Origin of the sequence: Neobacillus drentensis (assembly GCF_036965425.1) — a bacterium.
In the GTDB taxonomy this organism is placed as follows: Bacteria; Bacillota; Bacilli; order Bacillales; family Cytobacillaceae; genus Neobacillus; species Neobacillus drentensis_F.
The window spans coordinates 23,448-43,644 of record NZ_JBALPP010000035.1 but is presented as its reverse complement, the minus strand read 5'-3'; the positions used below and the strand labels follow the sequence as shown (position 1 = coordinate 43,644).

The window sequence follows — 20,197 nt, the reverse complement described above, 5'->3', positions numbered from 1 at the left end:
TTATTTTACTGAATTGTCTCTCATTTTGCAAATAGCCATCTATAAATTGGTATTTGGAAAAATTTCATTTTATTTTGTGGGAATAAGATTAATTTTGTTTTTATAATGAAAATAGTACAAATAACTCCCAATTTTTATAAACTTCAGCATTTTTGCTACATTATATTCGGATAATATAATATTTTTAAAAATTTTTAAATGTTGAGAAATTTAAATGAATCCCCGTATAATAATAAAGAAAGCGATTACAAAGTTGTTTTAGGGGGATGGACATGAATTTCGATTTAACATCTGAACAAGAAATGATAAAACGGATGATTCGCCAGTTTGCTGATGAGGAAGTAGCACCTGGTGCGATAGAGCGAGATCGAACAAAACAATTTCCTGAAGAGATATTTAAAAAATTGGCTGATATGGGGATTATGGGACTTCCTTTCCCTGAAAAATATGGCGGAGGCGGGGCCGACACTGTTAGCTTTGCCATTGTTACGGAGGAGTTAAGCCGGGTATGTGCTTCAACTGGTATTACCTATTCTGCGCACATTTCCTTAGGAGGGGCACCGCTATACTTATTTGGAACTGAAGAGCAAAAACAAAAATATTTGACCCCCATTTGTACAGGCGAGTCATTCGGTGCTTTTGGTCTCACTGAACCGAACGCTGGCTCAGATGCAGGAGGCACTAGAACTTCAGCTAAAGAGGATAATGGTGAATTTATCATTAACGGCAATAAGTGCTTTATTACCAATGCAAGCTATGCAAACCATTTAGCTTTAACGGCAATCACGGGTGAATCTGATGGAAAAAAAGAGATAAGCGCGATCATTGTTCCAACGAATGCACCGGGTTTTTCAGTAATTGATAACTATGAAAAAATGGGTTTAAATGCATCAAATACAACGGAACTTGTTCTAGAGGATGTAAGGGTCCCTGTCGAAAACCTTTTGGGGAAACGCGGAGAAGGTTTTAAGCAATTTTTAATTACTCTTGATGGCGGCAGGATTGGTATTGGTGCCATGGCTGTAGGGATAGCTCAGGGGGCTTTTGAGAAGGGGCTTGCATATGCTAAGGAAAGAAAACAATTCGGAAAATCCATTTCTTCTTTCCAGGCGATTCAATTTAAATTGGCAGATATGGCCATGAAAATTGAGCTAGCGCGAAATATGGTTCACAAAGCGGCATGGTTAAAGGATCAAGGTAGACCTTTTTCTAAAGAAGCAGCAATGTGTAAATTATATGCTTCTGAAATTTGTATGGAGGTAACGAATCAGGCAGTACAAATTCATGGCGGGTATGGCTATATGAAGGAGTATCAAGTTGAACGAATGATGCGTGATGCCAAACTGCTTGAAATTGGGGAAGGAACCTCTGAAGTTCAAAGGATGGTTATTTCAAGATTAATTGGTTGTTAACAAATAAATAGGGGAATATAAAAGAGACTGAACAGAAGATTGAATTGTTTTTAGTCTCTTTTCTCTTTTTTACAAAGATTATAGTGATAAAATAAGTTTAGGGCTTTTCCTTCTGTTCATTTTCAAGTAAAATAATAGTTGTTTGTAGACATTTTATTATTTACAAGGTATTCGTACATAAGGGAGGTTATTATCTTGAAGAAAAATCCGGTTATTCCTTTTATCATCATCATGGTTTTTGGTATCGGACTAATGTTTCTATTGTCTTTCAAAGGCCTTGGTGATATGAAAGAGGTCGCAAAGGATAAGGGCGAAGGCGGCGGAAATGAGAAAACGGAAGTGGCTGCCTCCAATCCAGAAGACATTTATAAACAAACATGTATAGGATGCCATGGCGACCAGTATCAAGGGGTTGTAGGGCCACCATTAAAAGGTGTTGGCAGCAAATATTCAAAGGATGAAATCAAGACTTTCATTACAAAAGGTAAGGGAAGCATGCCGCCAGGCCTAGTTCCAGAAGAGCAAGCTGCTGCAATGGCAGATTGGGTATCAAAGATTAAGTAATCAAGCAACATATAAAAAGTCCTTTGCAACTGTAAAGGACTTTTTTATATACTAAATGAAATACATACATATAAAAAGTGGTGGTATTTTTGAATACAGATAAATTATCAGCTCGTTTAGCAGCGGTTGCTAAATATGTACCTAATGGAGTCAGCATGGCTGATATTGGTTCGGATCATGCCTATTTGCCTTGCTTTTTAGCTAAAAACCAAGGTGTTCGATTTGCGATTGCCGGTGAAGTTGTGGAGGGACCCTATAATTCCGCTAAAAATAATGTGAGGTCTGAAGGTCTCACCGATGTTATCTCTGTCAGGATGGGGAATGGCTTAGAAGTAATCCGTCCCGGAGAAGTTGAGTGCATTACGATCGCTGGAATGGGAGGCGCCTTAATCACAAGTATTTTAGAAAGCGGAAAGGACAAACTCAGCTCCGTTAAGCGTCTGGTATTACAGCCGAATATCAGTGCCAATACAATCCGAAAGTGGTTTTTAGAAAATAATTGGCAGTTGATTGCGGAAGAAATAATGGAGGAAGATGGGAAGATTTATGAGGTGCTTGTTGCTGAAAAGGGAGACCCATTAAGAACGTATTCTTCAGAGTTAGAAATAGGATTATTAGTTGGACCTTTTCTTCTCCAAAATAAAAACGAAGCCTTCAAGAAGAAATGGACAGCAGAAAGGAATAATTGGTTAAGAATATACAATCAGCTGGAAAATGCTGCTCAAACACAAGATACAATAGAAAAAAAAGAGGAGCTGTTAAATAAAATAAAATTGGTTGAGGAGGTTTTGAAGGATGAAAATGCCAAACGGTCATGAACTAATTCAGCTTTTCGAACAATTTTCACCGAAAGGCCTGGCGATGGAAGGCGATAAGATAGGTTTGCAAATCGGCCGATTAAATAAAAAGATTGAACGAGTTATGATTGCCCTTGATGTACTCGAAAATGTCATTGATGAGGCGATTGAAAAAAATGCCCAATTAATTATCGCCCATCATCCCCCCATTTTTCGCCCGCTGAAAAATATCAATACAGACACAGTTCAAGGACGGATGATTGAAAAATTAATAAAGCATGATATAGCCGTTTATGCTGCACATACGAATTTGGATGTGGCAAAAGGGGGCGTCAATGATTTACTGGCATCAGCTTTAGGGCTGCAGGAAGCTGAAGTGTTAGTTCCTACCCAGGATACTCAGCTTAAGAAGTTAGTTGTGTTTGTTCCAGTAAGTCATGCTGATACCATTAGAGAGGTACTAGGCGTAGCTGGAGCAGGAAATATCGGGAGTTATAGCCATTGCTCTTTTTCTGCAGACGGAACAGGACGATTTATGCCTGGGGTAAACACCAACCCTTATATCGGGCAAACTGGTCAGCTTGAAGCTGTTGATGAAGTTCGAATAGAGACGATTGTTCCTGAACCACTGTTAAAGAAGACGATCACGGCCATGATTAAAGCACATCCATATGAAGAGGTTGCCTATGATGTTTATCCATTGGAAAATAAAGGTGAAGTCCTCGGTCTTGGAAGAATCGGGAAAGTTGTTGAGATGACTTTAGCTGAGTTTGCAGAACGGGTTAAATCGGCGCTAGAGGTTGAAAGAGTTCGTGTGGTTGGTGATTTAAGCTCGAAAGTAAAAAAAGTGGCAGTTCTAGGCGGGGATGGAAACAAATATTTTAGTCATGCAAAATTCAAAGGGGCAGATGTGTACGTAACAGGAGACATCTATTACCATACGGCACATGATGCAATGATGCAAGGCTTAAACATGATCGACCCTGGCCATAATGTCGAAAAAATTATGAAAAAGGGGCTGACTGCTACATTACAGAAACTATGTCATGAGGCAGGCTATGAAGTTGAAATTTTCCCTTCAGAAGAAAACACAGACCCTTTTCAATTTATCTAAATTCCACTAACCAAGATGTCCTTTATCTGCCTGATGAAGGACATTTTTAATGCAGCTGAAGCCACTTTAAAATGCTGCACAGGAAAAATGTATCTTTGTATTATATCTATTAGTTTTATATAATAAATACATAGTTTATGAATCATAGTCTTTTAGGGGGACTTTTTTATATGCAAATAATTAAAATATCACCACGCGGTTACTGCTACGGTGTTGTTGATGCAATGGTTATAGCGAGAAATGCCGCTTTAGATAAAACATTACCTCGCCCAATCTACATTTTGGGAATGATTGTTCATAATAAGCACGTTACGGATGCGTTTGAAGAAGAAGGTATTATAACGCTTGACGGGAAAAACCGAAAAGATATTTTAGATAAAGTAGATAAAGGGACCGTTATTTTTACAGCACATGGAATTTCTCCAGAGGTGAGAGAGATAGCTAAACAGAAAGGGCTTGTCACAATTGATGCAACGTGCCCAGATGTTACAAAAACTCATGACTTGATTGAAGAAAAAACAAAACAAGGCTACCAAGTCATTTATATTGGTAAAAAAGGGCATCCAGAACCGGAAGGCGCTGTTGGCGTAGCACCGGGTCAAGTCCATCTCGTTGAATCTCCAAGCGATGTGGATGCATTGAATCTTGACAGTGAGAAACTAATTGTGACGAATCAAACAACGATGAGCCAATGGGATGTTGCGGATACGATGAAGAAGGTTCAGGAAAAATTTCCGCATGCTGAGGCTTATAAAGAAATCTGTCTTGCCACTCAAGTGCGTCAAGAAGCTGTAGCAAAACAGGCAACTGAGGCAGATGTAACGATTGTGGTCGGTGATCCGAAAAGTAATAATTCGAACCGGCTCGCACAGGTTTCTGAAGAAATTGCAGGAACTAAAGCATACCGTATCGCTGATATCACGGAACTGGAAATTGAATGGATTAAAGATGCTAAAAACGTCGCCGTAACCTCCGGGGCCTCGACTCCAACCCCGATTACAAAGGAAGTCATCACCTTCCTTGAACAATTTGATCCAAATAACCCAGCTACATGGGAACGACGCAGGAATGTACCATTAAACAAAATTTTACCTAAGGTGAAAAAATAAAATTCATAAGAAAAAGCACACGGGATTTCAGAAATTGAAATCTTGTGTGCTTTTTTTTATATATACATTTTGGGAACAGAGGTTCCTTTTTGCTGCTGCCTATTGCTATTCGTTTTTGGCTGTGGATTCTTTTTTCGTGTCGTATTCGGCTTAGGAGTTTCCAGTTCACTTGACTCATTGCTTGATGATTCTTCCATTGCTGCTTCAGTGGTTTTATCCTTATTTTCCGTTGATTCATCCGTGCTTTTCGAAGCACTTTTTAGTCCTCTATACAGTTTCCACATGGCAGGCAGATTTTTTACCAATGGCCCATATTGTTGGACCATTGGACCAATGGTTTGTGCTGTTTTCAAAACCTGCTGTGTATTGTTAAGAATGTTTGTAAGCCCACCAGGGTTACTTAATGATTGGAGTAAGCCACCGCCGCCCCCTGAAGCTGCACGTCCAGCTCCTTGCATTCCCATTAATCCGCTTGCTTGATTTCCTCTTCCGAGAAGTCTCGAAAGTAGGCCGCCACCGCCCCTATTCATTTGTGCTCCACCCATCATGGGATTTCTTCCTCCAAAAGGATTTGCAGATGCTCCCATCATCGGAACTCTCCCTCCAAAGGGGTTAGAACCTGCCCCCATCATTGGACCACCGCCGCCGAACTGGCCTTGCATCATTTGCGGACCCATTCCTCCCTGCATGGGGAATCTTGGTCTTGGCTGCATATTTTTAGCCTCCTTTCTGATTTGACCCTTATGAATTAAGGTATGCATTTATCATAAATTGGTTTAGGTAGAATACACAGGACAAAAACAAATTTAGTTGTTTAAAAGTTCCCAATAGGTAAAAAATGATACTAATAGGAAAGATACTGGTGTTTTGCAGGAATCTTTAATATAATTGCATGATGGATATTAAAGTGGAAGCTCTTGCTAAACATAGAAAACTACTCCATAGTCATTAGATTATTTTTATATTAAGGAGCAATTACATGAAAGAAAATCGTTTTGATCGTTTTAAGTTTCAACCGTTTATAATAGAAGCCATTAATCATTTTGGATTTTATGAGCCGACAGAAATCCAAGAACGAATGATTCCATTGGTATTAAAAGAAGAGAGTGCTATTGGACAATCACAGACTGGTACTGGAAAGACACTTGCTTTTGTGCTGCCAATCCTCGAAAAAATCAACCCGCAGCGGCAGGAGGTCCAGGCAGTTATTACAGCACCGACTAGGGAACTGGCATCGCAAATCTATCATCAAATCCTGAAAATCACCGAACATTGTAATCCGGAGCAAGCCATCATGACAAGATGTTATATTGGCGGAACGGACAAGCAGCGCACCATCGAAAAATTAAAGGTACAACCGCATATTGTTGTAGGGACGCCAGGCAGAATCAATGACCTCATTGCAGATCAAGCCCTATTTGTTCATACAGCGGGAATTCTCGTTGTGGATGAGGCAGATATGATGTTAGATATGGGATTTATCGAAGATATAGATCGTGTGGCGGCCAGGATGCCTGAAAACCTGCAAATGCTAGTATTTTCAGCTACCATTCCAGAAAAGTTAAAGCCCTTCCTTAAAAAATATATGGAAAATCCGAAAACCATTCAAATTGAAGCAAAACAAAAGGCAGCGGAAAATTTAGAGCACTATTTATTACCGTCAAGACATCGCAATAAAAAGCAGCTGGTTCTTGACGCTCTGCTTGCCTACAATCCTTATTTAGCAATTGTCTTTACGAATACAAAAAAAATGGCGGAAGATGTTGCCAGGTTTTTAAATGAAAAAGGCTTAAAAGTTGGCCGGGTTCACGGAGATTTAAATCCGCGTGAACGAAAAAAAATGATGAAGCAAATTCAGGATTTGGAGTATCAATATATCGTAGCAACCGATCTTGCCTCAAGAGGAATTGACATCGAAGGGATAAGCCATGTAATAAATTATGAATTGCCTTCAGATTTAGATTTTTATATACATCGTGTCGGCAGAACGGCAAGGGCAGGAAATACAGGAATTGCTTTGACCATTTATGAATTATCTGATGAAGATGCTTTAAATCGGTTAGAAAAAATGGGTATTCAGTTTAAGTATGTCGATTTGAAAAAAGAAGGATTTGTGGAAGCGGATGAACGGAATAAACGGAAGACTCGGGTAAGGCATGAAGATAAGGCCGACAAACTTGCGAAATCCATCGTTAAAAAGCCTCAAAAAGTAAAACCAGGCTATAAAAAGAAAATGCAATGGGAAATGGATAAAATCAAAAAACGGCAGCGAAGATTAAATCAGAAAAAGAAATAATGAAGAAATGGAGAGGAAAGCAATGTTAAAAATCGGATCACATGTCTCGATGAGCGGAAAAGATATGTTGCTTGCTGCAAGCCAAGAAGCTGTTTCTTACGGGGCCAATACGTTTATGATTTATACGGGGGCACCACAAAATACAAGACGGAAAAAAATTGAGGATTTGAATATTGAAGCGGGAAGAAGGCATATGGAGGCAAATGGGATTTCAGAAATAGTGGTCCATGCTCCCTATATCATCAATATTGGTAATACAGAAAACCCGGATACCTTTGAATTAGGCGTCCGCTTCCTTCGTTCGGAAATTGAACGAACTGAAGCGCTTGGAGCGAAACAAATCGTGCTTCACCCGGGTGCCCATGTCGGTGCCGGGACAGAAGCAGGAATTAAAAAAATCATTGAGGGTTTGAATGAGGTTCTGACTGGGCAGGAACAGCTTCAAATTGCCTTGGAAACCATGGCTGGAAAGGGTTCTGAATGTGGGAAATCCTTCGAGGAAATCGCGATGATTATGGATGGGGTTAACTATAGTGATAAACTATCCGTTTGTTTCGATACATGCCACACTCATGATGCCGGTTACAATATTGTTGAAGATTTTGATGGTGTTTTAAATGAGTTTGACAAGATTATTGGGATTGGAAAATTAAAGGTACTTCATATTAACGATAGCAAGAATGCTGTAGGAATGCGGAAGGACCGCCACGAAAATATCGGGTTCGGTCATATTGGCTTTAATGCACTCAATTATATTGTTAATCATCCGCAGCTGATGGATATTCCCAAAATCTTAGAAACACCATTTGTCGGTGAAGATAAAAATAATAAAAAAGCACCATACAAATTCGAAATCGCCATGCTCCGTGAGCAAAAGTTCGATGAAGACCTATTGGATAAAATCATGCAATCATAATCTTAATGTAAAATAAGCTGTGCAGAGTGCACAGCTTATTTTGTAAATGACATAAATAATTTATTGACCTCGCGTGCTGTTTCAGGCCCAGCCACTTTTGCGATTTCTCTAACGATCTGAGCCCGCTGTACATTATCAAATATATTGATATTTTTTCCTCTTAAGTATGCGGCAATTTTTCCTGCCTGCTGCCGATTAATTACAATATTAAATTGATCTGCATATTTTAATAATTCATCTGCAGTAATCGTATTTATTTTATGATTAATGATGTTTTCAAAAATTTTCATTCCTCACCACTCCTCCCTGCTAATGTATGAAGATGCGGCAAGAGTGTGACAACATGCTTTACAATCTGAAAACACTATTGTATACTTTTTTAAGTTAAATCGGAATGATTCTGATAATTAAAAGGTGAGAGTGCAGATATGCAATCAATTATTGAAATTAAACATTTATTCTATCGTTATGAAAAGGATACTGTCCTTGAGAATATTAACCTATCCATTCCAGACGGGTCTTTTTTAGCCATAGTCGGTCCAAATGGCTCTGGGAAATCAACCCTCCTGAAATTAATTTTAGGATTGTTAAAACCGCAAAAAGGGGAGATTTTTTTATTTGGCCAGGAAATAAGCAAATTTAAAGCTTGGCAGCAAATCGGCTATGTCTCACAAAAGGCTAATTCTTTCAATACGGGGTTTCCTGCGACCGTATTTGAGGTTGTCGCAAGCGGCCTGACAAAAAAGCTTGGGATGTTTAAGTTTTTTAAAAAAGAGCATTCACGTATTGTTTTAGATGCATTGGATGCCGTTGGAATGAAGAATTTTCATAACCGGAATATTGGTGAACTTTCTGGAGGGCAGCAACAGCGAGTTTTTATCGCACGTGCCCTTGTCAGTGAACCCAAGCTGTTGATCCTGGATGAGCCAACGGTCGGAGTCGATGCTGAAAATGTTAATGCTTTTTATCAAATGCTTGATGATTTAAATAAGAATCGAGGAATCACCCTTCTTTTGGTTACCCATGATATTGGAACGATTTCAGACAAGGTAACGCATGTTGCCTGCTTAAATAAAAATATGCATTTTCATGGGGAAACTAGCGAATTCGAGCAGCTAAAAAAAGAAGATATGTCTAAAGTTTATGGTCATGATGTCCATCTGATTGCCCATAATCATGATCACGGAGGCGTTTTAAAATGATTCAAGGAATTTTTCATTATGAATTTTTACAAAATGCCTTTTTAACCGGAATCTTAATTGGAATTCTTGCGCCGTTATTAGGTGTATTTATTGTCGTTAGAAGGTTATCGTTAATTGCGGATGCGCTAAGCCATGTGACGCTTGCAGGTATTGCGGCAAGTCTTTTGCTTGAACGAAATGTTGCAGCGTTAACTGGTTTAAATCCACTTTATTTAGGGATGGTATTCTCAGTAGGCGGCTCCTTGTTTATTGAAAAGCTTAGAGGTGTTTATAAGCATTATCAAGAGCTTGCCATTCCCATTATTCTTTCAAGCGGAATAGGGCTTGGGGTCATATTTATTTCATTGGCGAATGGGTTCAATACCGATTTATTCAGTTATTTATTTGGTAGTGTATCTGCAGTAAGCCGGACGGATTTACTCGTCATTTTTATCATTAGCATCCTTGTAATCACCGTTATTATTTTATTATATAAAGAATTGTTTTTATTATCGTTTGACGAAGAACATGCGAAAGCTTCTGGTATTGCCGCAAAGAGCATTCATTTCATTTTCATTGTAATGGTGGCATTGGTAATTGCAGCATCGATGAGAATTGTTGGGATTTTGTTAGTTTCATCGTTAATGACACTTCCGGTTGCGGCAAGTATTCGCCTTGCCAAAGGCTTTAAACAAACGATTTTTTTGTCAGTTTTATTTGGTGAAATTTCTGTCCTTGGAGGACTTTTTACAGCATATTATTTAGATTTGGCCCCTGGCGGAACGATCGTAATGCTTGCGGTTCTAATACTAATAATCGCTATCTTTTATAAGAAATTAATCATTAAAAAGCATGTGCTTTCGGAGGTAGAGTCCAGTGAACGTTAATGAAGCTATCCAATACCTAAAAGAAAACGGCTTTAAACAAACAGGGAAAAGAGAAGATATGCTTCAATTATTTGCTGACAGCGACAAGTATTTAACGGCTAAGGATGTTTTAGATCAATTGAAAGATGATTATCCAGGCCTAAGTTTTGATACGATTTATCGAAACCTCTCTCTGTTTGTTAACATGGGAATATTAGAGATGACTGAATTATCAGGGGAAAAGCATTTTCGCTTTACATGTTCGAGACATCATCATCATCATCATTTTATTTGTCTGGACTGTGGAAAAACGAAGGAAATTGAAACCTGCCCGATGGATGGATTGAGTGAAAATTTAAAAGGATATGATATTTCCGGGCACAAATTTGAAATCTATGGAAGATGCCCTGAATGTGTAAACTAAAAAAACAGCTTGCGGCCTTTGCCGCAAGCTGTTTTTTTAAATGAGGGAGCTCACCAAATTACGATTGTCCTTTTGCTGCTGTCTCAACCAATGCTCCACCCAATCATAGGCCTCTGCCCAATCATAAACGCGAATGACCCCTTTAGGGATTGGATCTTGGTTATAAGGGGTATCAAATAATATGACGGGAATGTGACACTCCTCGTGAATGGTAACAGCATTATCGTGTTTATCTTCAAAAAAGATATCGATTTGATGCTTTTTCACGGCTTCAATTTTATTATGGGTTCCAATCAATTCAATATGGTGGTAAAGCAGTTCATTAGCGGTAAACCACTTTTCTGTTACATCATAGAGATGCTGGCCTCGGGCACTGATAAAAAACAATTCATGCTGATTTTCCCATTTTTTTAGGACGCTTTTTGCTCCTTGAGCCATCGGTGAACCTTCATAGATGATCGGTTCATTTTCGTGAAACCATTTGGCAAATTCTTTTTCAGAAACATTTACAAACGGGGTCAATTCATATTGATTAACATCCTCATACGCAATGTTTAGTCCAAAAGCTTTGTTGATAAAAGGTAAAATTGAAGTTGGGCACGTAACCGTACCGTCGATATCAATTCCAAAACGTTTTCTCATTTGTGCTCACCTTCAAATTGCATTTGCTTATCTCATTCTATTTTACCAAAGAAGCGTGTTTTATAAAGTAAATAATTTTATGTAATATTTTTCGGGATTTGAAATAAAAACCTATTTAAGACAAACATTGACATAGTAAAAAGAGGCTTAAGGTAAACAATAATAGTGCTCCTATTACTGAAAGTGAGGGATTCGAATGGCAGATGAGAGAGACACGAAAGTGCAAGAAGCTCTTCAAAGTGCTAATATAGGACAGGATATCCCAAATTACCCTTCAGAATTTAGAGAAGAAACAGCTTCAGAAATTGCTCCAGAAATTGGTGCATCTGTCCCGATTAGACATTCTGATTATAGGGAAGAAACTGCTGCAGAAATTGCGGCCCCTGTACCAGTTATACGCGGAAAGGACCATGGAGCTGTTAGAGAAAGAGCAGAGGGTGGTGCCGGGATTGGCACAGTAGCTTTAGCACTATCCATTTTATCTCTGTTTGTATTACCTATTCTTTTTGGTGCTGCAGGAATTGTGTTAGGTTTCGTTGCTAGGCGCAGAGGTGCACAAGGACTCGGTGCCTGGGCAATTGGGATTGGGGCCGTATCGATTATTATCGGTATCTTTATTCTCCCGTTCTTTTAACATATAGCTGCATAGGGGCAAAAAGAAACCCGGCGGGATACCTGCCGGGTTTTCCATATGTTATTTTGCGGCGGCTTCTTCAGCTGCTTTTTTCTGAAAGTACTCTTCTGCCACTTGGTCGATTTCTTTTTTCAATTCTTCGACCATTTGAGCTTCTGGAACCTTCCTTACAATTTCACCTTTGCGGAATAGTAATCCTTCACCGCGTGCCCCGGCAATACCAATGTCCGCCTCACGAGCTTCTCCAGGCCCGTTAACGGCACAGCCCAGAACGGAAACTTTTATCGGAGCTTTAATTTTCTGGATATATTCTTCAACTTCATTCGCGATGCTAATAAGATCAATTTCAATTCTTCCGCAGGTTGGACAGGAAATTAATGTTGCAGCATTGGAGGAAAGGCCAAACACCTTCAAAAGCTCCCGTGCAACTTTTACCTCTTCAACTGGATCTGCGCTTAGGGAAATCCGAAGTGTGTTGCCGATTCCCTTGCTGATAATCGCTCCTAAACCAGCAGCACTTTTTACTGTCCCTGAAAAAAGCGTCCCAGATTCGGTAATTCCTAAATGCAATGGATAATCGAAGGCACGGGCCGCTTTTTCATAGGCTTCAATCGCAAGATTTACATCTGATGCCTTCATCGAAACAATAATATCGTGGAAATCCAAATCCTCAAGAATTTTAATATGATGGAGGGCGCTCTCAACCATTCCATCTGCTGTTGGATATCCGTATTTTTCTAATATCTTTTTCTCCAGGGAACCAGCGTTGACTCCAATCCGGATTGGAATTCCGCGCTCTTTAGCTGCTTTTACGACAGCTTCCACTTTTTCACGCTTTCCGATGTTACCCGGGTTGATTCTGATTTTATCCGCGCCGCCTTCAATGGCTTTTAAGGCTAATTTATAATCAAAATGGATATCGACCACAAGAGGGATATTGATTCTTTTTTTGATTTCAGCAATGGCATTTGCCGCACGTTCATCAGGACAAGCAACTCGGACAATCTGACAGCCAGCCTCTTCAAGCCGTTTAATCTCGGCAACTGTAGCTTCAACATCGTGGGTTTTTGTTGTCGTCATACTTTGGATAATTAATTCGTTATTACCCCCGATGGTTAAATTTCCAACCTTTACAGGCCGGGTTTTTGTACGATGTATAATTTCACTCACGTGGAATTCGCTCCTTTAAAATGGGATTCCAATAAAAAACGATAAAAACAATTCGACTTTATTTTATCAGTCTACTTCTATTTTTGACAAGGATAAGGGTGGTATCTTCATTATTTTGAGTAATCAGGAAAATGATATGTAGATCCAATTTGAATTTTTTCCGGATTGCGGCCTTGGTTTAATTTCTTAAAGTCTTCTATTAAATCTGTAATCGATACTGGAAGAGGTTTTTCTAATCTATGCTCTACAATTGAAATGACGGTTTCACCAGGTTTAACTTTTGCCTCAAAGGATGGAAGTCCCGTTTGCTTCTTCATAACGGTCTCCACTTTTGCATCTACCTGCTTTGCAGGTGAGGGGGTGGTCAGTGTTCCGACGGTTAAATCAAAATAAATGACATAAATAACAAGTACGGTCAACAGGAATCCAAATAATTTTTTCATCGGACAAGCCCCCAAATGGAAAGTTTGTACATTGGTATGCTTGTCCACAAATAATTAGAACTTCTTTATAGAAAAAAAGCATCCGATTTGGATAACCAAATTGTCGAGAAAGGGTAGTTTTCTCGGCGGTTTTTATTTTGTCTGAATTTAGATTATCGAATTTTTTTAAAATTGATTGTCACTGCTACCTGGCCTGTTGATTTCCACTCCGGGCACTCGCTTTCCGCGGGGAGGTCCTGGAGCGCAAATCAACAGACCAATTTAAAGCCCATATTCAATCCTATTAACAAATTAACGCGGCGTAATATTAACGATAATGGACGAATTAAAAGGCTATCGAAAGTTTTTCGATAGCCTGAGCATCATATCCTGTTTTAATTGGCCTTTTTAGGTTTTGGTATTTCATTAATGGCTAAAAATAATACGATAATTGCTACAAACCAATTTATAAAAAAGCTATTTGGTACAGTTGTTTTTATTGCCGCCATAACAGTAAAAAATAAGGTTGGTAATGTTTCGCTATAGGCAGCCATCCTCCATAGATGACGATAGGTTAACTTCCTTCCAGCGAGATTCTTTAATGCTAATCCAATAAATGCTAATATTGATACTTCAATGAAACTTGAGGCACTTGAAAACAAATACATAAAGACCGACAGTACAGGAATGATTATAGCTTTCAATCCGCGGATTGTATCAATAAAATTAAGCAGGTCGTCTTTAGACATTTTCTTTAACATCGTGTATTGATAGGATTCACTCTGCCCCGCAGACGAAAAAACAAATTCATCTTTTAATAACGCAAACGCATTTCCTTCCTCTTCTACATCTGCTGCTTCAATCGTTCCTGTTGGATCTAGAATAACTGTAAAATCTTCTTTATTAATTGTGACAGGTACTTTTGTTTGTGCAGATAATTGTCCATTATTAATAGAAAAGGCAGGAAATTCATCTTTAATGATAGACCGAGCCGAATCTATTCCTGTAGAGAGTGCTGTACTCAAATAAATTATTGACGGTAAAACGGAGATAAGTGTAAGGAAAAAGACATATAATATGGTTTTTCCAATTCCTTGAAAACGAAATAAAGCAATATCCTTAGGAGAATAAATGCTTTTTATAAATTGCTTAAAAATATTCATAATGACCACCTTAATATAGATTCACCATTCTATTGTAGCTTTTGTAAACCTTATATACAAGAATGACCTATTAGGGGTCCTTTAGAATTTCAAGACTGCATAATTAATTTATTCCACAAATCTCATAGGAACAATTTTGACAGTCAACACCTTCTTTTAAATAATGGATATTATTTATGGTAAGCTTTTGATTTTCATATGTGATGATTCCCTTTTCACGCAATTCTTTTAAAGCCCTTTGAATGACCTCTCTTGTTCCAAAGGTTAAATTCGCCAATTCTTGATGGGTTAATGGCAAATCAATCAGGATTCCCTTTTCAGTCATTACACCATAAGAATTACAAAGACGGATAAGGATGGAATACAACCCACCCTTTTTCCCGTTCATAATTAAATCCTGGCACTTCATTTGTGCCTTTAAATATCCAGTACTTAGCCAAGCGGCAAAAGCATTCATAGCCTCGGAATCCGTTAAAATAAAATCTTCGAAAAGATCTTTTTTGAAGGCAAGGACCTCGCAGTCTGTCAACGCCTTAGCGTAAAATTGATAGCGGGGATTAGCTTTAAATAGTTGATACTCAACAATTAACTCTCGTTCGCTTAAAATCTTCAAAATAAAATCCTTCCCTCGTAAATGGACCCTTCCAAGCGCAAAGCTTCCTTTCAGCAATAAAAAGACATTTTCTACCGGATCCTTTTCTTGAAAAAGAATTGTGCCGGCTTTTATTTTTTGAACTGGTTCCCTTTTTTGAAAAAACTGCACCATTAAACTATATATAGATAAGCTGTTATTTTGCATAATTTGTCACTCCTTTTTACCCTTCAACCTGATTAAAATCCTTTATTAGTAACATGTCAATGAAGCAATTATATGGATTTCAAGTGACTAAGGTCGGATATGATAAAAATCGTTGACAGCATGCTGTTTAGCTAATTATGAAAACTTTTCGAAAGTTTGATTTATGAATGTTTTTCTTTTAGACTCAGTATAAAAAGTTGCTCAAATGAGCATTGTATATATGGTGAAATGTAAGCATTTTATTTGAAACGACGCCACAACTTTGGTATGTTAAGAACAAAGCTTTAGAAATATTCTAAATATGGATAAAGCCAATAATATCATGGATACATAGGAGGAATTTATCATGGCATTTGAATTACCAAAATTACCTTATGCAGAAGATGCACTTGAGCCACACATTGACAAGGAAACAATGAATATTCATCACACTAGACATCACAACACATATGTGACAAATCTAAATGCAGCATTACAAGGTAATGAAGAATTACTTTCTAAATCAGTTGAAGAAGTAATTGCAAATTTAGATGCTGTTCCTGAAGCTGCTCGTACAGCAGTACGCAACAATGGCGGCGGCCATGCAAATCACTCTTTATTCTGGCAAATCCTTTCTCCAAATGGCGGCGGTGCACCAACTGGTGAACTAGCTGATGCAATCAGCAATAAATTTGGCAGCTTCGAAAGCTTCAAAGAAGAGTTTGCAAAAGCTGCAACAACTCGCTTTGGCTCTGGCTGGGCATGGTTGTCTGTATCAAATGGCGAATTAGAAGTATCAAGCACTCCAAACCAAGATTCTCCTTTAATGGAAGGTAAAACACCAATCCTTGGCCTTGATGTTTGGGAGCATGCGTACTACCTAAAATATCAAAACAAGCGCCCTGACTATATCGGTTCCTTCTGGAATGTAGTAAACTGGGACGAAGTAGCAAAGCGTTATAACGAAGCAAAATAATTTGAGTCAATTTAAAGAAGGCAGCTTACATAGCTGTCTTTTTGTTTGCCTAAAAAATTGAATAATAACAACCGCCTTGTTAAAGACTACCCTTAAGATAAAGGGGAGTTTTTTTATGGCAAAAAGATTTAAGCTTTTAGGTGATGTAGAATTAACTAAGGATTTATCACTTTTGCTGATTATTGGCGGTTTGTACTCATTAAGTGTTGCTTTATCCAATACGTTTGTGAATATTTATCTCTGGAAACAAACGGGAAAGTATTCGGATATTGCCCTTTATAACCTCTCGATTGTCGTATTGCAGCCTTTAACGTTTATTCTGGCGGGAAGATGGGCTAAAAAAATTGATCGGGTGATTGTTTTAAGAATTGGGGTTATCTTTTTGTCCCTTTTCTACTTAATGGTTTTAATAACAGGAACAAAAGCTGCCACATTTTTGCTTTTATTAGGAAGTCTTTTGGGGGTAGGCTATGGCTTTTATTGGCTGGCCTATAATGTGTTAACCTTTGAGATTACTGAGCCTGAGACAAGAGATTTTTTTAATGGATTTTTAGGGATTTTATCATCCATAGGTGGAATGATTGGTCCCATTGCTTCGGGCATTATTATCACCCGATTTGAGAAATTCACAGGCTATACGATCGTATTTGGATTATCTTTAGGTTTATTTGCTCTGGCAGTCTTAATGAGTTTTTCCCTGAAACCACGTCCGGCTAAAGGGAGATACTGTTTTAAAAGGATTTTAGAGGAAAGAAAATTGAATGATAATTGGCGTCTCATTACGAATGCCCACTTTTTTCAGGGACTAAGAGAAGGGACGTTTTTATTTGTTATTTCAGTCTTTGTTTATTTATCAACCGGAAGTGAAATGGCCCTAGGGACCTTTGGTCTGCTAAATTCAGGGATATCTTTTATTGCCTATTTTTTAGCCTCCCGAATGATTAAAAAAAGCTACCGAAAAAAGGCAATTTTGATTGGCGGAATCATTCTTTATGCGGCTGTCATACTTATTGTCTGGGACTTAAGTTATGCAAAATTGCTTGTTTATGCGGGAATGATTGCCATTGCTTATCCCTTATTACTTGTCCCATATATGTCAACGACCTATGATGTAATTGGAATAGGTTGGAAAGCGGCAGAAATGAGAATTGAATATATTGTTGTTAGAGAAATTTTCTTGAATTTAGGAAGAATCGTTTCTATTTTAGCATTTTTAGCGGCGGTGACTTGGTTTAACGCGGAAAGAAGCATTCCAATTTTGTTATTGTTATTGGGTGCAGGTCATACATTGATTTATTTTTTCATTAAAAGAGTACATCTGCCAGTTGCTTAGTGCGATGAGTATTTTTACAATACTCATCGCATTTTTGTAGAGGATAAAAAATTGGTAAGGGTTATTCATAGAAAAAAGGAGCATTATCTAATAAAATAGAGAAAGTTATGTTAGCGTTGAAAAAAGGAAGTGTGTGTAGACCTTGAACAATAAAAAGAAAAAGAAGACGCATGTCCCGTTCCGATTGAACATGTTATTCTTTGTTGTGTTTCTGCTTTTCTCCGTTCTAATTCTCCGTCTTGGAGAATTACAAATAGTCTTTGGTGATGATTTTAAACGTGAAATTCAGCGGACCGAAGATGTAACTGTTAATAACCCGGTACCACGAGGAAAAATGTTTGACCGGAATGGAAAAGTTATTGTGGATAATACCCCATTAAATGCGATTACTTATACTAAAACTCAGAAATCAACTCAAAAGGAAATGATTGATACTGCGGGGAAATTAGCAAAATTAATAACCATGGATACTTCAAAAGTTCCGATCCGCGATAAGAAGGACTATTGGATATTAAAGCACCCAAAAGAAGCCAAAGCAAAAATAACTAAAAAAGAATGGGATTTATTTAAAGAAAAAAAATTAGACGATAAACAAATTTATAATAAGCAGCTTGACCGAGTAACCGATGATGAAATCAATAGTATTAAAGGCGAAGAACTTGAAACCCTGGCCATCTATAGACAATTTAATAGCGGTTATGCCTTGACTCCGCATATCGTGAAGAATAAAGATGTAACACCGGAGGAATTTGCGATAGTCAGCGAAAACCTGGAGAGCCTCCCAGGTGTTGATACGACCACCGACTGGGATCGCAAGTATGCTTTTGAGGATACGTTGAAATCAATCCTAGGGGATGTTTCTTCCTCCCAGTCAGGCTTGCCGAAAGAGCTTTTAGATAAATATCTTGCCCGCGATTATAGCCGGAACGACCGCGTAGGGACAAGTTATCTCGAAAAGAAATACGAAGATGTTCTCCATGGTCAAAAAGCAAAAATAAAAAACGTTACAGATAAGTCCGGCAATATATTATCAACAGAAGTGGTTTCCGAAGGGAAACGAGGAAAGGACCTTGTTCTAACTGTCAATATGGATCTCCAGCTTCAAACTGAAAAAATTATTGAAGAAGAAATGTGGAGTGCCAAGCAAAAACCGAATACCGGCTTATTAGATCGAGCCTTTGTGGTCGTCATGGATCCACATACCGGTGAAATCTTAACAATGGCGGGAAAACAAATCGGAAAAAATAAAAAAACCGGTAAAACGGAGATGCAGGATTATGCCCTAGGGAACTTTACCTCCTCCTATAATGTTGGATCGGCTGTCAAAGGTGCAACAATACTAACGGGATATAAAACTGGTGCGATTAAACCTGGAAGCATTCAGGTGGATGAACCATTAAAAATAAAGGGTACACAGGTTAAAAAATCCTGGAAAACCTTTGGTGCCATCAATGATTTAAGAGCACTTCAAGTTTCATCAAACGTCTATATGTTCAAAACGGCCATTGCCATTGCAGGAGGGCATTATAAGTACAATCAACCGATCGATTTAGATTATACTGCCTTTGAAACGATGCGCAGATCCTTTAGCCAATTTGGCCTTGGTTCAAGAACAGGAATTGACCTCCCTGGTGAAACTCCAGGGGTAACTGGCACAGAAAAAAAGCCTGGTTTATTAATGGACTTAGCAATCGGACAATATGATATGTATACACCATTACAGCTTGCCCAGTATGTGTCCACTATTGCGAACGGGGGAAATAGAATACAGCCGCATATCGTCAAACAAATTCGTGAACCCGTTATGGAAAATAATGAATTGGGTCCAATTATCGAAGACATCCAGCCCAAAGTATTAAATCATATTGATATGAAGGATCAATGGATCAAGCGAGTTCAAGAAGGTTTTCGAATGGTTATGCAGGTTGGCGATGGTACGGCAGTCAGTTACTTTAAAAGTGCCCCGTATCACCCAGCCGGAAAAACGGGAACAGCACAGGCCTTTTATTACGGGAAGGATAGAAGCAAATGGGGAACACCTGTCATGAATTTAAGTCTTGTCAGCTTTGCCCCGTCAGATAATCCTGAAGTGGCTATTGCCGTATTGGTTCCCTGGGCCTATCAAGGGAATTCTGGCCCAAGCATCAATAACATAATTGGCCGTAGAGTATTGGATGCCTATTTTAACTTAAAGAAAACTGGGCAAGCTACTGAAACCACTGATACTAATCAAAATAGTCAATAATATATATTAACACCTGTCTCCGTCAGAGACAGGTGTTTTTTGATTATAAATTTACATAATCTCAACATTGATTTACACAACCTTTACATTAGATTAAAACCAAGTTAACAGTCAGGAAGTATTCTTATACATGTAAGACAGAACAAAAAGAAGCA

The 20,197-nt window shown here is 38.4% G+C and carries 21 protein-coding genes; 14 read left to right on the top strand and 7 right to left on the bottom strand.

The window, feature by feature from the left end:
* Positions 1-272: 272 nt before the first annotated feature.
* The 5 genes from V7161_RS09940 to V7161_RS09920 all read left to right on the top strand — a co-directional run bounded on the left by V7161_RS09940 (position 273) and on the right by V7161_RS09920 (position 4,996).
* Positions 273-1,412: an acyl-CoA dehydrogenase gene (locus V7161_RS09940; RefSeq protein ID WP_335444675.1), complete on the top strand. Its 1,140-nt coding sequence runs from the start codon at positions 273-275 to the stop codon at positions 1,410-1,412.
* 195 nt (positions 1,413-1,607) lie between these two features.
* Positions 1,608-1,976 carry a cytochrome c550 gene (gene cccA / locus V7161_RS09935; protein WP_335444671.1) on the top strand — a complete coding sequence of 123 codons (369 nt, stop codon included), beginning with the start codon at positions 1,608-1,610 and terminating at the stop codon, positions 1,974-1,976.
* A gap of 89 nt (positions 1,977-2,065) precedes the next feature.
* Positions 2,066-2,794, top strand: a complete 729-nt coding sequence (locus V7161_RS09930) for a tRNA (adenine(22)-N(1))-methyltransferase (RefSeq protein ID WP_335444668.1) — start codon at positions 2,066-2,068, stop codon at positions 2,792-2,794.
* On the top strand, positions 2,772-3,887 hold the full coding sequence (locus V7161_RS09925) for a Nif3-like dinuclear metal center hexameric protein (RefSeq protein ID WP_335444665.1): 1,116 nt from the start codon (positions 2,772-2,774) through the stop codon (positions 3,885-3,887). The genes V7161_RS09930 and V7161_RS09925 overlap by 23 nt, the downstream gene beginning before the upstream one ends.
* 170 nt (positions 3,888-4,057) lie before the next feature.
* A complete protein-coding gene (locus V7161_RS09920; RefSeq protein WP_335444662.1) occupies positions 4,058-4,996 on the top strand; it encodes a 4-hydroxy-3-methylbut-2-enyl diphosphate reductase in 939 nt (312 codons plus the stop codon).
* Between the two features lie 56 nt (positions 4,997-5,052).
* Here V7161_RS09920 and vrrA read toward each other — a convergent pair whose 3' ends face one another.
* Positions 5,053-5,709 (bottom strand): VrrA/YqfQ family protein, encoded by a 657-nt coding sequence (vrrA, locus tag V7161_RS09915; RefSeq protein WP_335444660.1) that lies wholly within the window; start codon positions 5,707-5,709, stop codon positions 5,053-5,055.
* Positions 5,710-5,975: 266 nt separating this feature from the next.
* Here vrrA and V7161_RS09910 point away from each other — a divergent pair, with 266 nt between their 5' ends.
* Together V7161_RS09910 and V7161_RS09905 are read left to right on the top strand one after the other, a co-directional pair.
* Complete coding sequence (locus tag V7161_RS09910; RefSeq protein ID WP_335444659.1) at positions 5,976-7,292, top strand: DEAD/DEAH box helicase; 1,317 nt, start codon at positions 5,976-5,978, stop codon at positions 7,290-7,292.
* Between the two features lie 22 nt (positions 7,293-7,314).
* Positions 7,315-8,208, top strand: coding sequence for a deoxyribonuclease IV (locus V7161_RS09905; protein WP_335444656.1), 894 nt, complete (start codon positions 7,315-7,317; stop codon positions 8,206-8,208).
* A gap of 35 nt (positions 8,209-8,243) precedes the next feature.
* Here V7161_RS09905 and V7161_RS09900 read toward each other — a convergent pair whose 3' ends face one another.
* Positions 8,244-8,498 (bottom strand): DUF2624 domain-containing protein, encoded by a 255-nt coding sequence (locus tag V7161_RS09900; RefSeq protein WP_223591350.1) that lies wholly within the window; start codon positions 8,496-8,498, stop codon positions 8,244-8,246.
* A 138-nt stretch (positions 8,499-8,636) separates the two neighbouring features.
* Here V7161_RS09900 and V7161_RS09895 point away from each other — a divergent pair, with 138 nt between their 5' ends.
* From V7161_RS09895 to V7161_RS09885, 3 genes are read left to right on the top strand one after another with little or no spacing between them, the layout of a single operon-like run.
* Positions 8,637-9,410, top strand: coding sequence for a metal ABC transporter ATP-binding protein (locus V7161_RS09895; RefSeq protein WP_223591351.1), 774 nt, complete (start codon positions 8,637-8,639; stop codon positions 9,408-9,410).
* Positions 9,407-10,276 (top strand): metal ABC transporter permease, encoded by an 870-nt coding sequence (locus tag V7161_RS09890; RefSeq protein ID WP_335444653.1) that lies wholly within the window; start codon positions 9,407-9,409, stop codon positions 10,274-10,276. Before V7161_RS09895 ends, V7161_RS09890 begins: the two co-directional genes overlap by 4 nt.
* Entirely contained in the window at positions 10,266-10,679 is a 414-nt protein-coding gene (locus V7161_RS09885) for a Fur family transcriptional regulator (RefSeq protein WP_223591354.1), read from the top strand. The genes V7161_RS09890 and V7161_RS09885 overlap by 11 nt, the downstream gene beginning before the upstream one ends.
* 36 nt (positions 10,680-10,715) lie before the next feature.
* On the opposite strand, the gene V7161_RS09880 is transcribed toward V7161_RS09885, so the two are convergent.
* Positions 10,716-11,321 carry a hypothetical protein gene (locus V7161_RS09880; protein WP_335444651.1) on the bottom strand — a complete coding sequence of 202 codons (606 nt, stop codon included), beginning with the start codon at positions 11,319-11,321 and terminating at the stop codon, positions 10,716-10,718.
* Between the two features lie 196 nt (positions 11,322-11,517).
* Here V7161_RS09880 and V7161_RS09875 point away from each other — a divergent pair, with 196 nt between their 5' ends.
* Positions 11,518-11,955 carry a DUF308 domain-containing protein gene (locus V7161_RS09875; protein ID WP_335444648.1) on the top strand — a complete coding sequence of 146 codons (438 nt, stop codon included), beginning with the start codon at positions 11,518-11,520 and terminating at the stop codon, positions 11,953-11,955.
* Positions 11,956-12,015: 60 nt separating this feature from the next.
* Here V7161_RS09875 and ispG read toward each other — a convergent pair whose 3' ends face one another.
* The 4 genes from ispG to V7161_RS09855 all read right to left on the bottom strand — a co-directional run bounded on the left by ispG (position 12,016) and on the right by V7161_RS09855 (position 15,509).
* A complete protein-coding gene (gene ispG, locus V7161_RS09870; RefSeq protein ID WP_223591652.1) occupies positions 12,016-13,116 on the bottom strand; it encodes a flavodoxin-dependent (E)-4-hydroxy-3-methylbut-2-enyl-diphosphate synthase in 1,101 nt (366 codons plus the stop codon).
* 119 nt (positions 13,117-13,235) lie between these two features.
* Entirely contained in the window at positions 13,236-13,568 is a 333-nt protein-coding gene (locus V7161_RS09865; protein WP_335444646.1) for a hypothetical protein, read from the bottom strand.
* A gap of 374 nt (positions 13,569-13,942) precedes the next feature.
* Positions 13,943-14,710, bottom strand: a complete 768-nt coding sequence (locus V7161_RS09860; protein ID WP_335444643.1) for a DUF1189 domain-containing protein — start codon at positions 14,708-14,710, stop codon at positions 13,943-13,945.
* 103 nt (positions 14,711-14,813) lie between these two features.
* A complete protein-coding gene (locus tag V7161_RS09855) occupies positions 14,814-15,509 on the bottom strand; it encodes a Crp/Fnr family transcriptional regulator (protein ID WP_335444640.1) in 696 nt (231 codons plus the stop codon).
* Between the two features lie 346 nt (positions 15,510-15,855).
* On the opposite strand from V7161_RS09855, the gene V7161_RS09850 reads away from it, so the two are divergent.
* The 3 genes from V7161_RS09850 to V7161_RS09840 all read left to right on the top strand — a co-directional run bounded on the left by V7161_RS09850 (position 15,856) and on the right by V7161_RS09840 (position 20,042).
* Entirely contained in the window at positions 15,856-16,464 is a 609-nt protein-coding gene (locus V7161_RS09850; protein WP_223591361.1) for a superoxide dismutase, read from the top strand.
* 115 nt (positions 16,465-16,579) lie between these two features.
* A complete protein-coding gene (locus tag V7161_RS09845) occupies positions 16,580-17,797 on the top strand; it encodes an MFS transporter (RefSeq protein ID WP_335444637.1) in 1,218 nt (405 codons plus the stop codon).
* A gap of 190 nt (positions 17,798-17,987) precedes the next feature.
* Positions 17,988-20,042, top strand: a complete 2,055-nt coding sequence (locus tag V7161_RS09840; RefSeq protein ID WP_335444683.1) for a peptidoglycan D,D-transpeptidase FtsI family protein — start codon at positions 17,988-17,990, stop codon at positions 20,040-20,042.
* The last annotated feature ends 155 nt before the right edge of the window (positions 20,043-20,197 follow it).

Excerpts from the sequence above, each read along its gene's own strand:
- V7161_RS09940 (WP_335444675.1), top strand. The coding sequence starts at position 273 with ATGAATTTCGATTTAACATCTGAACAAGAAATGATAAAACGGATGATT.
- V7161_RS09925 (WP_335444665.1), top strand. The coding sequence starts at position 2,772 with ATGAAAATGCCAAACGGTCATGAACTAATTCAGCTTTTCGAACAATTT.
- V7161_RS09920 (WP_335444662.1), top strand. The coding sequence starts at position 4,058 with ATGCAAATAATTAAAATATCACCACGCGGTTACTGCTACGGTGTTGTT.
- vrrA (WP_335444660.1), bottom strand. The coding sequence starts at position 5,709 with ATGCAGCCAAGACCAAGATTCCCCATGCAGGGAGGAATGGGTCCGCAA.
- V7161_RS09910 (WP_335444659.1), top strand. The coding sequence starts at position 5,976 with ATGAAAGAAAATCGTTTTGATCGTTTTAAGTTTCAACCGTTTATAATA.
- V7161_RS09905 (WP_335444656.1), top strand. The coding sequence starts at position 7,315 with ATGTTAAAAATCGGATCACATGTCTCGATGAGCGGAAAAGATATGTTG.
- V7161_RS09900 (WP_223591350.1), bottom strand. The coding sequence starts at position 8,498 with ATGAAAATTTTTGAAAACATCATTAATCATAAAATAAATACGATTACT.
- V7161_RS09895 (WP_223591351.1), top strand. The coding sequence starts at position 8,637 with ATGCAATCAATTATTGAAATTAAACATTTATTCTATCGTTATGAAAAG.
- V7161_RS09890 (WP_335444653.1), top strand. The coding sequence starts at position 9,407 with ATGATTCAAGGAATTTTTCATTATGAATTTTTACAAAATGCCTTTTTA.
- V7161_RS09880 (WP_335444651.1), bottom strand. The coding sequence starts at position 11,321 with ATGAGAAAACGTTTTGGAATTGATATCGACGGTACGGTTACGTGCCCA.
- V7161_RS09875 (WP_335444648.1), top strand. The coding sequence starts at position 11,518 with ATGGCAGATGAGAGAGACACGAAAGTGCAAGAAGCTCTTCAAAGTGCT.
- V7161_RS09865 (WP_335444646.1), bottom strand. The coding sequence starts at position 13,568 with ATGAAAAAATTATTTGGATTCCTGTTGACCGTACTTGTTATTTATGTC.
- V7161_RS09860 (WP_335444643.1), bottom strand. The coding sequence starts at position 14,710 with ATGAATATTTTTAAGCAATTTATAAAAAGCATTTATTCTCCTAAGGAT.
- V7161_RS09855 (WP_335444640.1), bottom strand. The coding sequence starts at position 15,509 with ATGCAAAATAACAGCTTATCTATATATAGTTTAATGGTGCAGTTTTTT.
- V7161_RS09850 (WP_223591361.1), top strand. The coding sequence starts at position 15,856 with ATGGCATTTGAATTACCAAAATTACCTTATGCAGAAGATGCACTTGAG.
- V7161_RS09845 (WP_335444637.1), top strand. The coding sequence starts at position 16,580 with ATGGCAAAAAGATTTAAGCTTTTAGGTGATGTAGAATTAACTAAGGAT.
- V7161_RS09840 (WP_335444683.1), top strand. The coding sequence starts at position 17,988 with ATGTTATTCTTTGTTGTGTTTCTGCTTTTCTCCGTTCTAATTCTCCGT.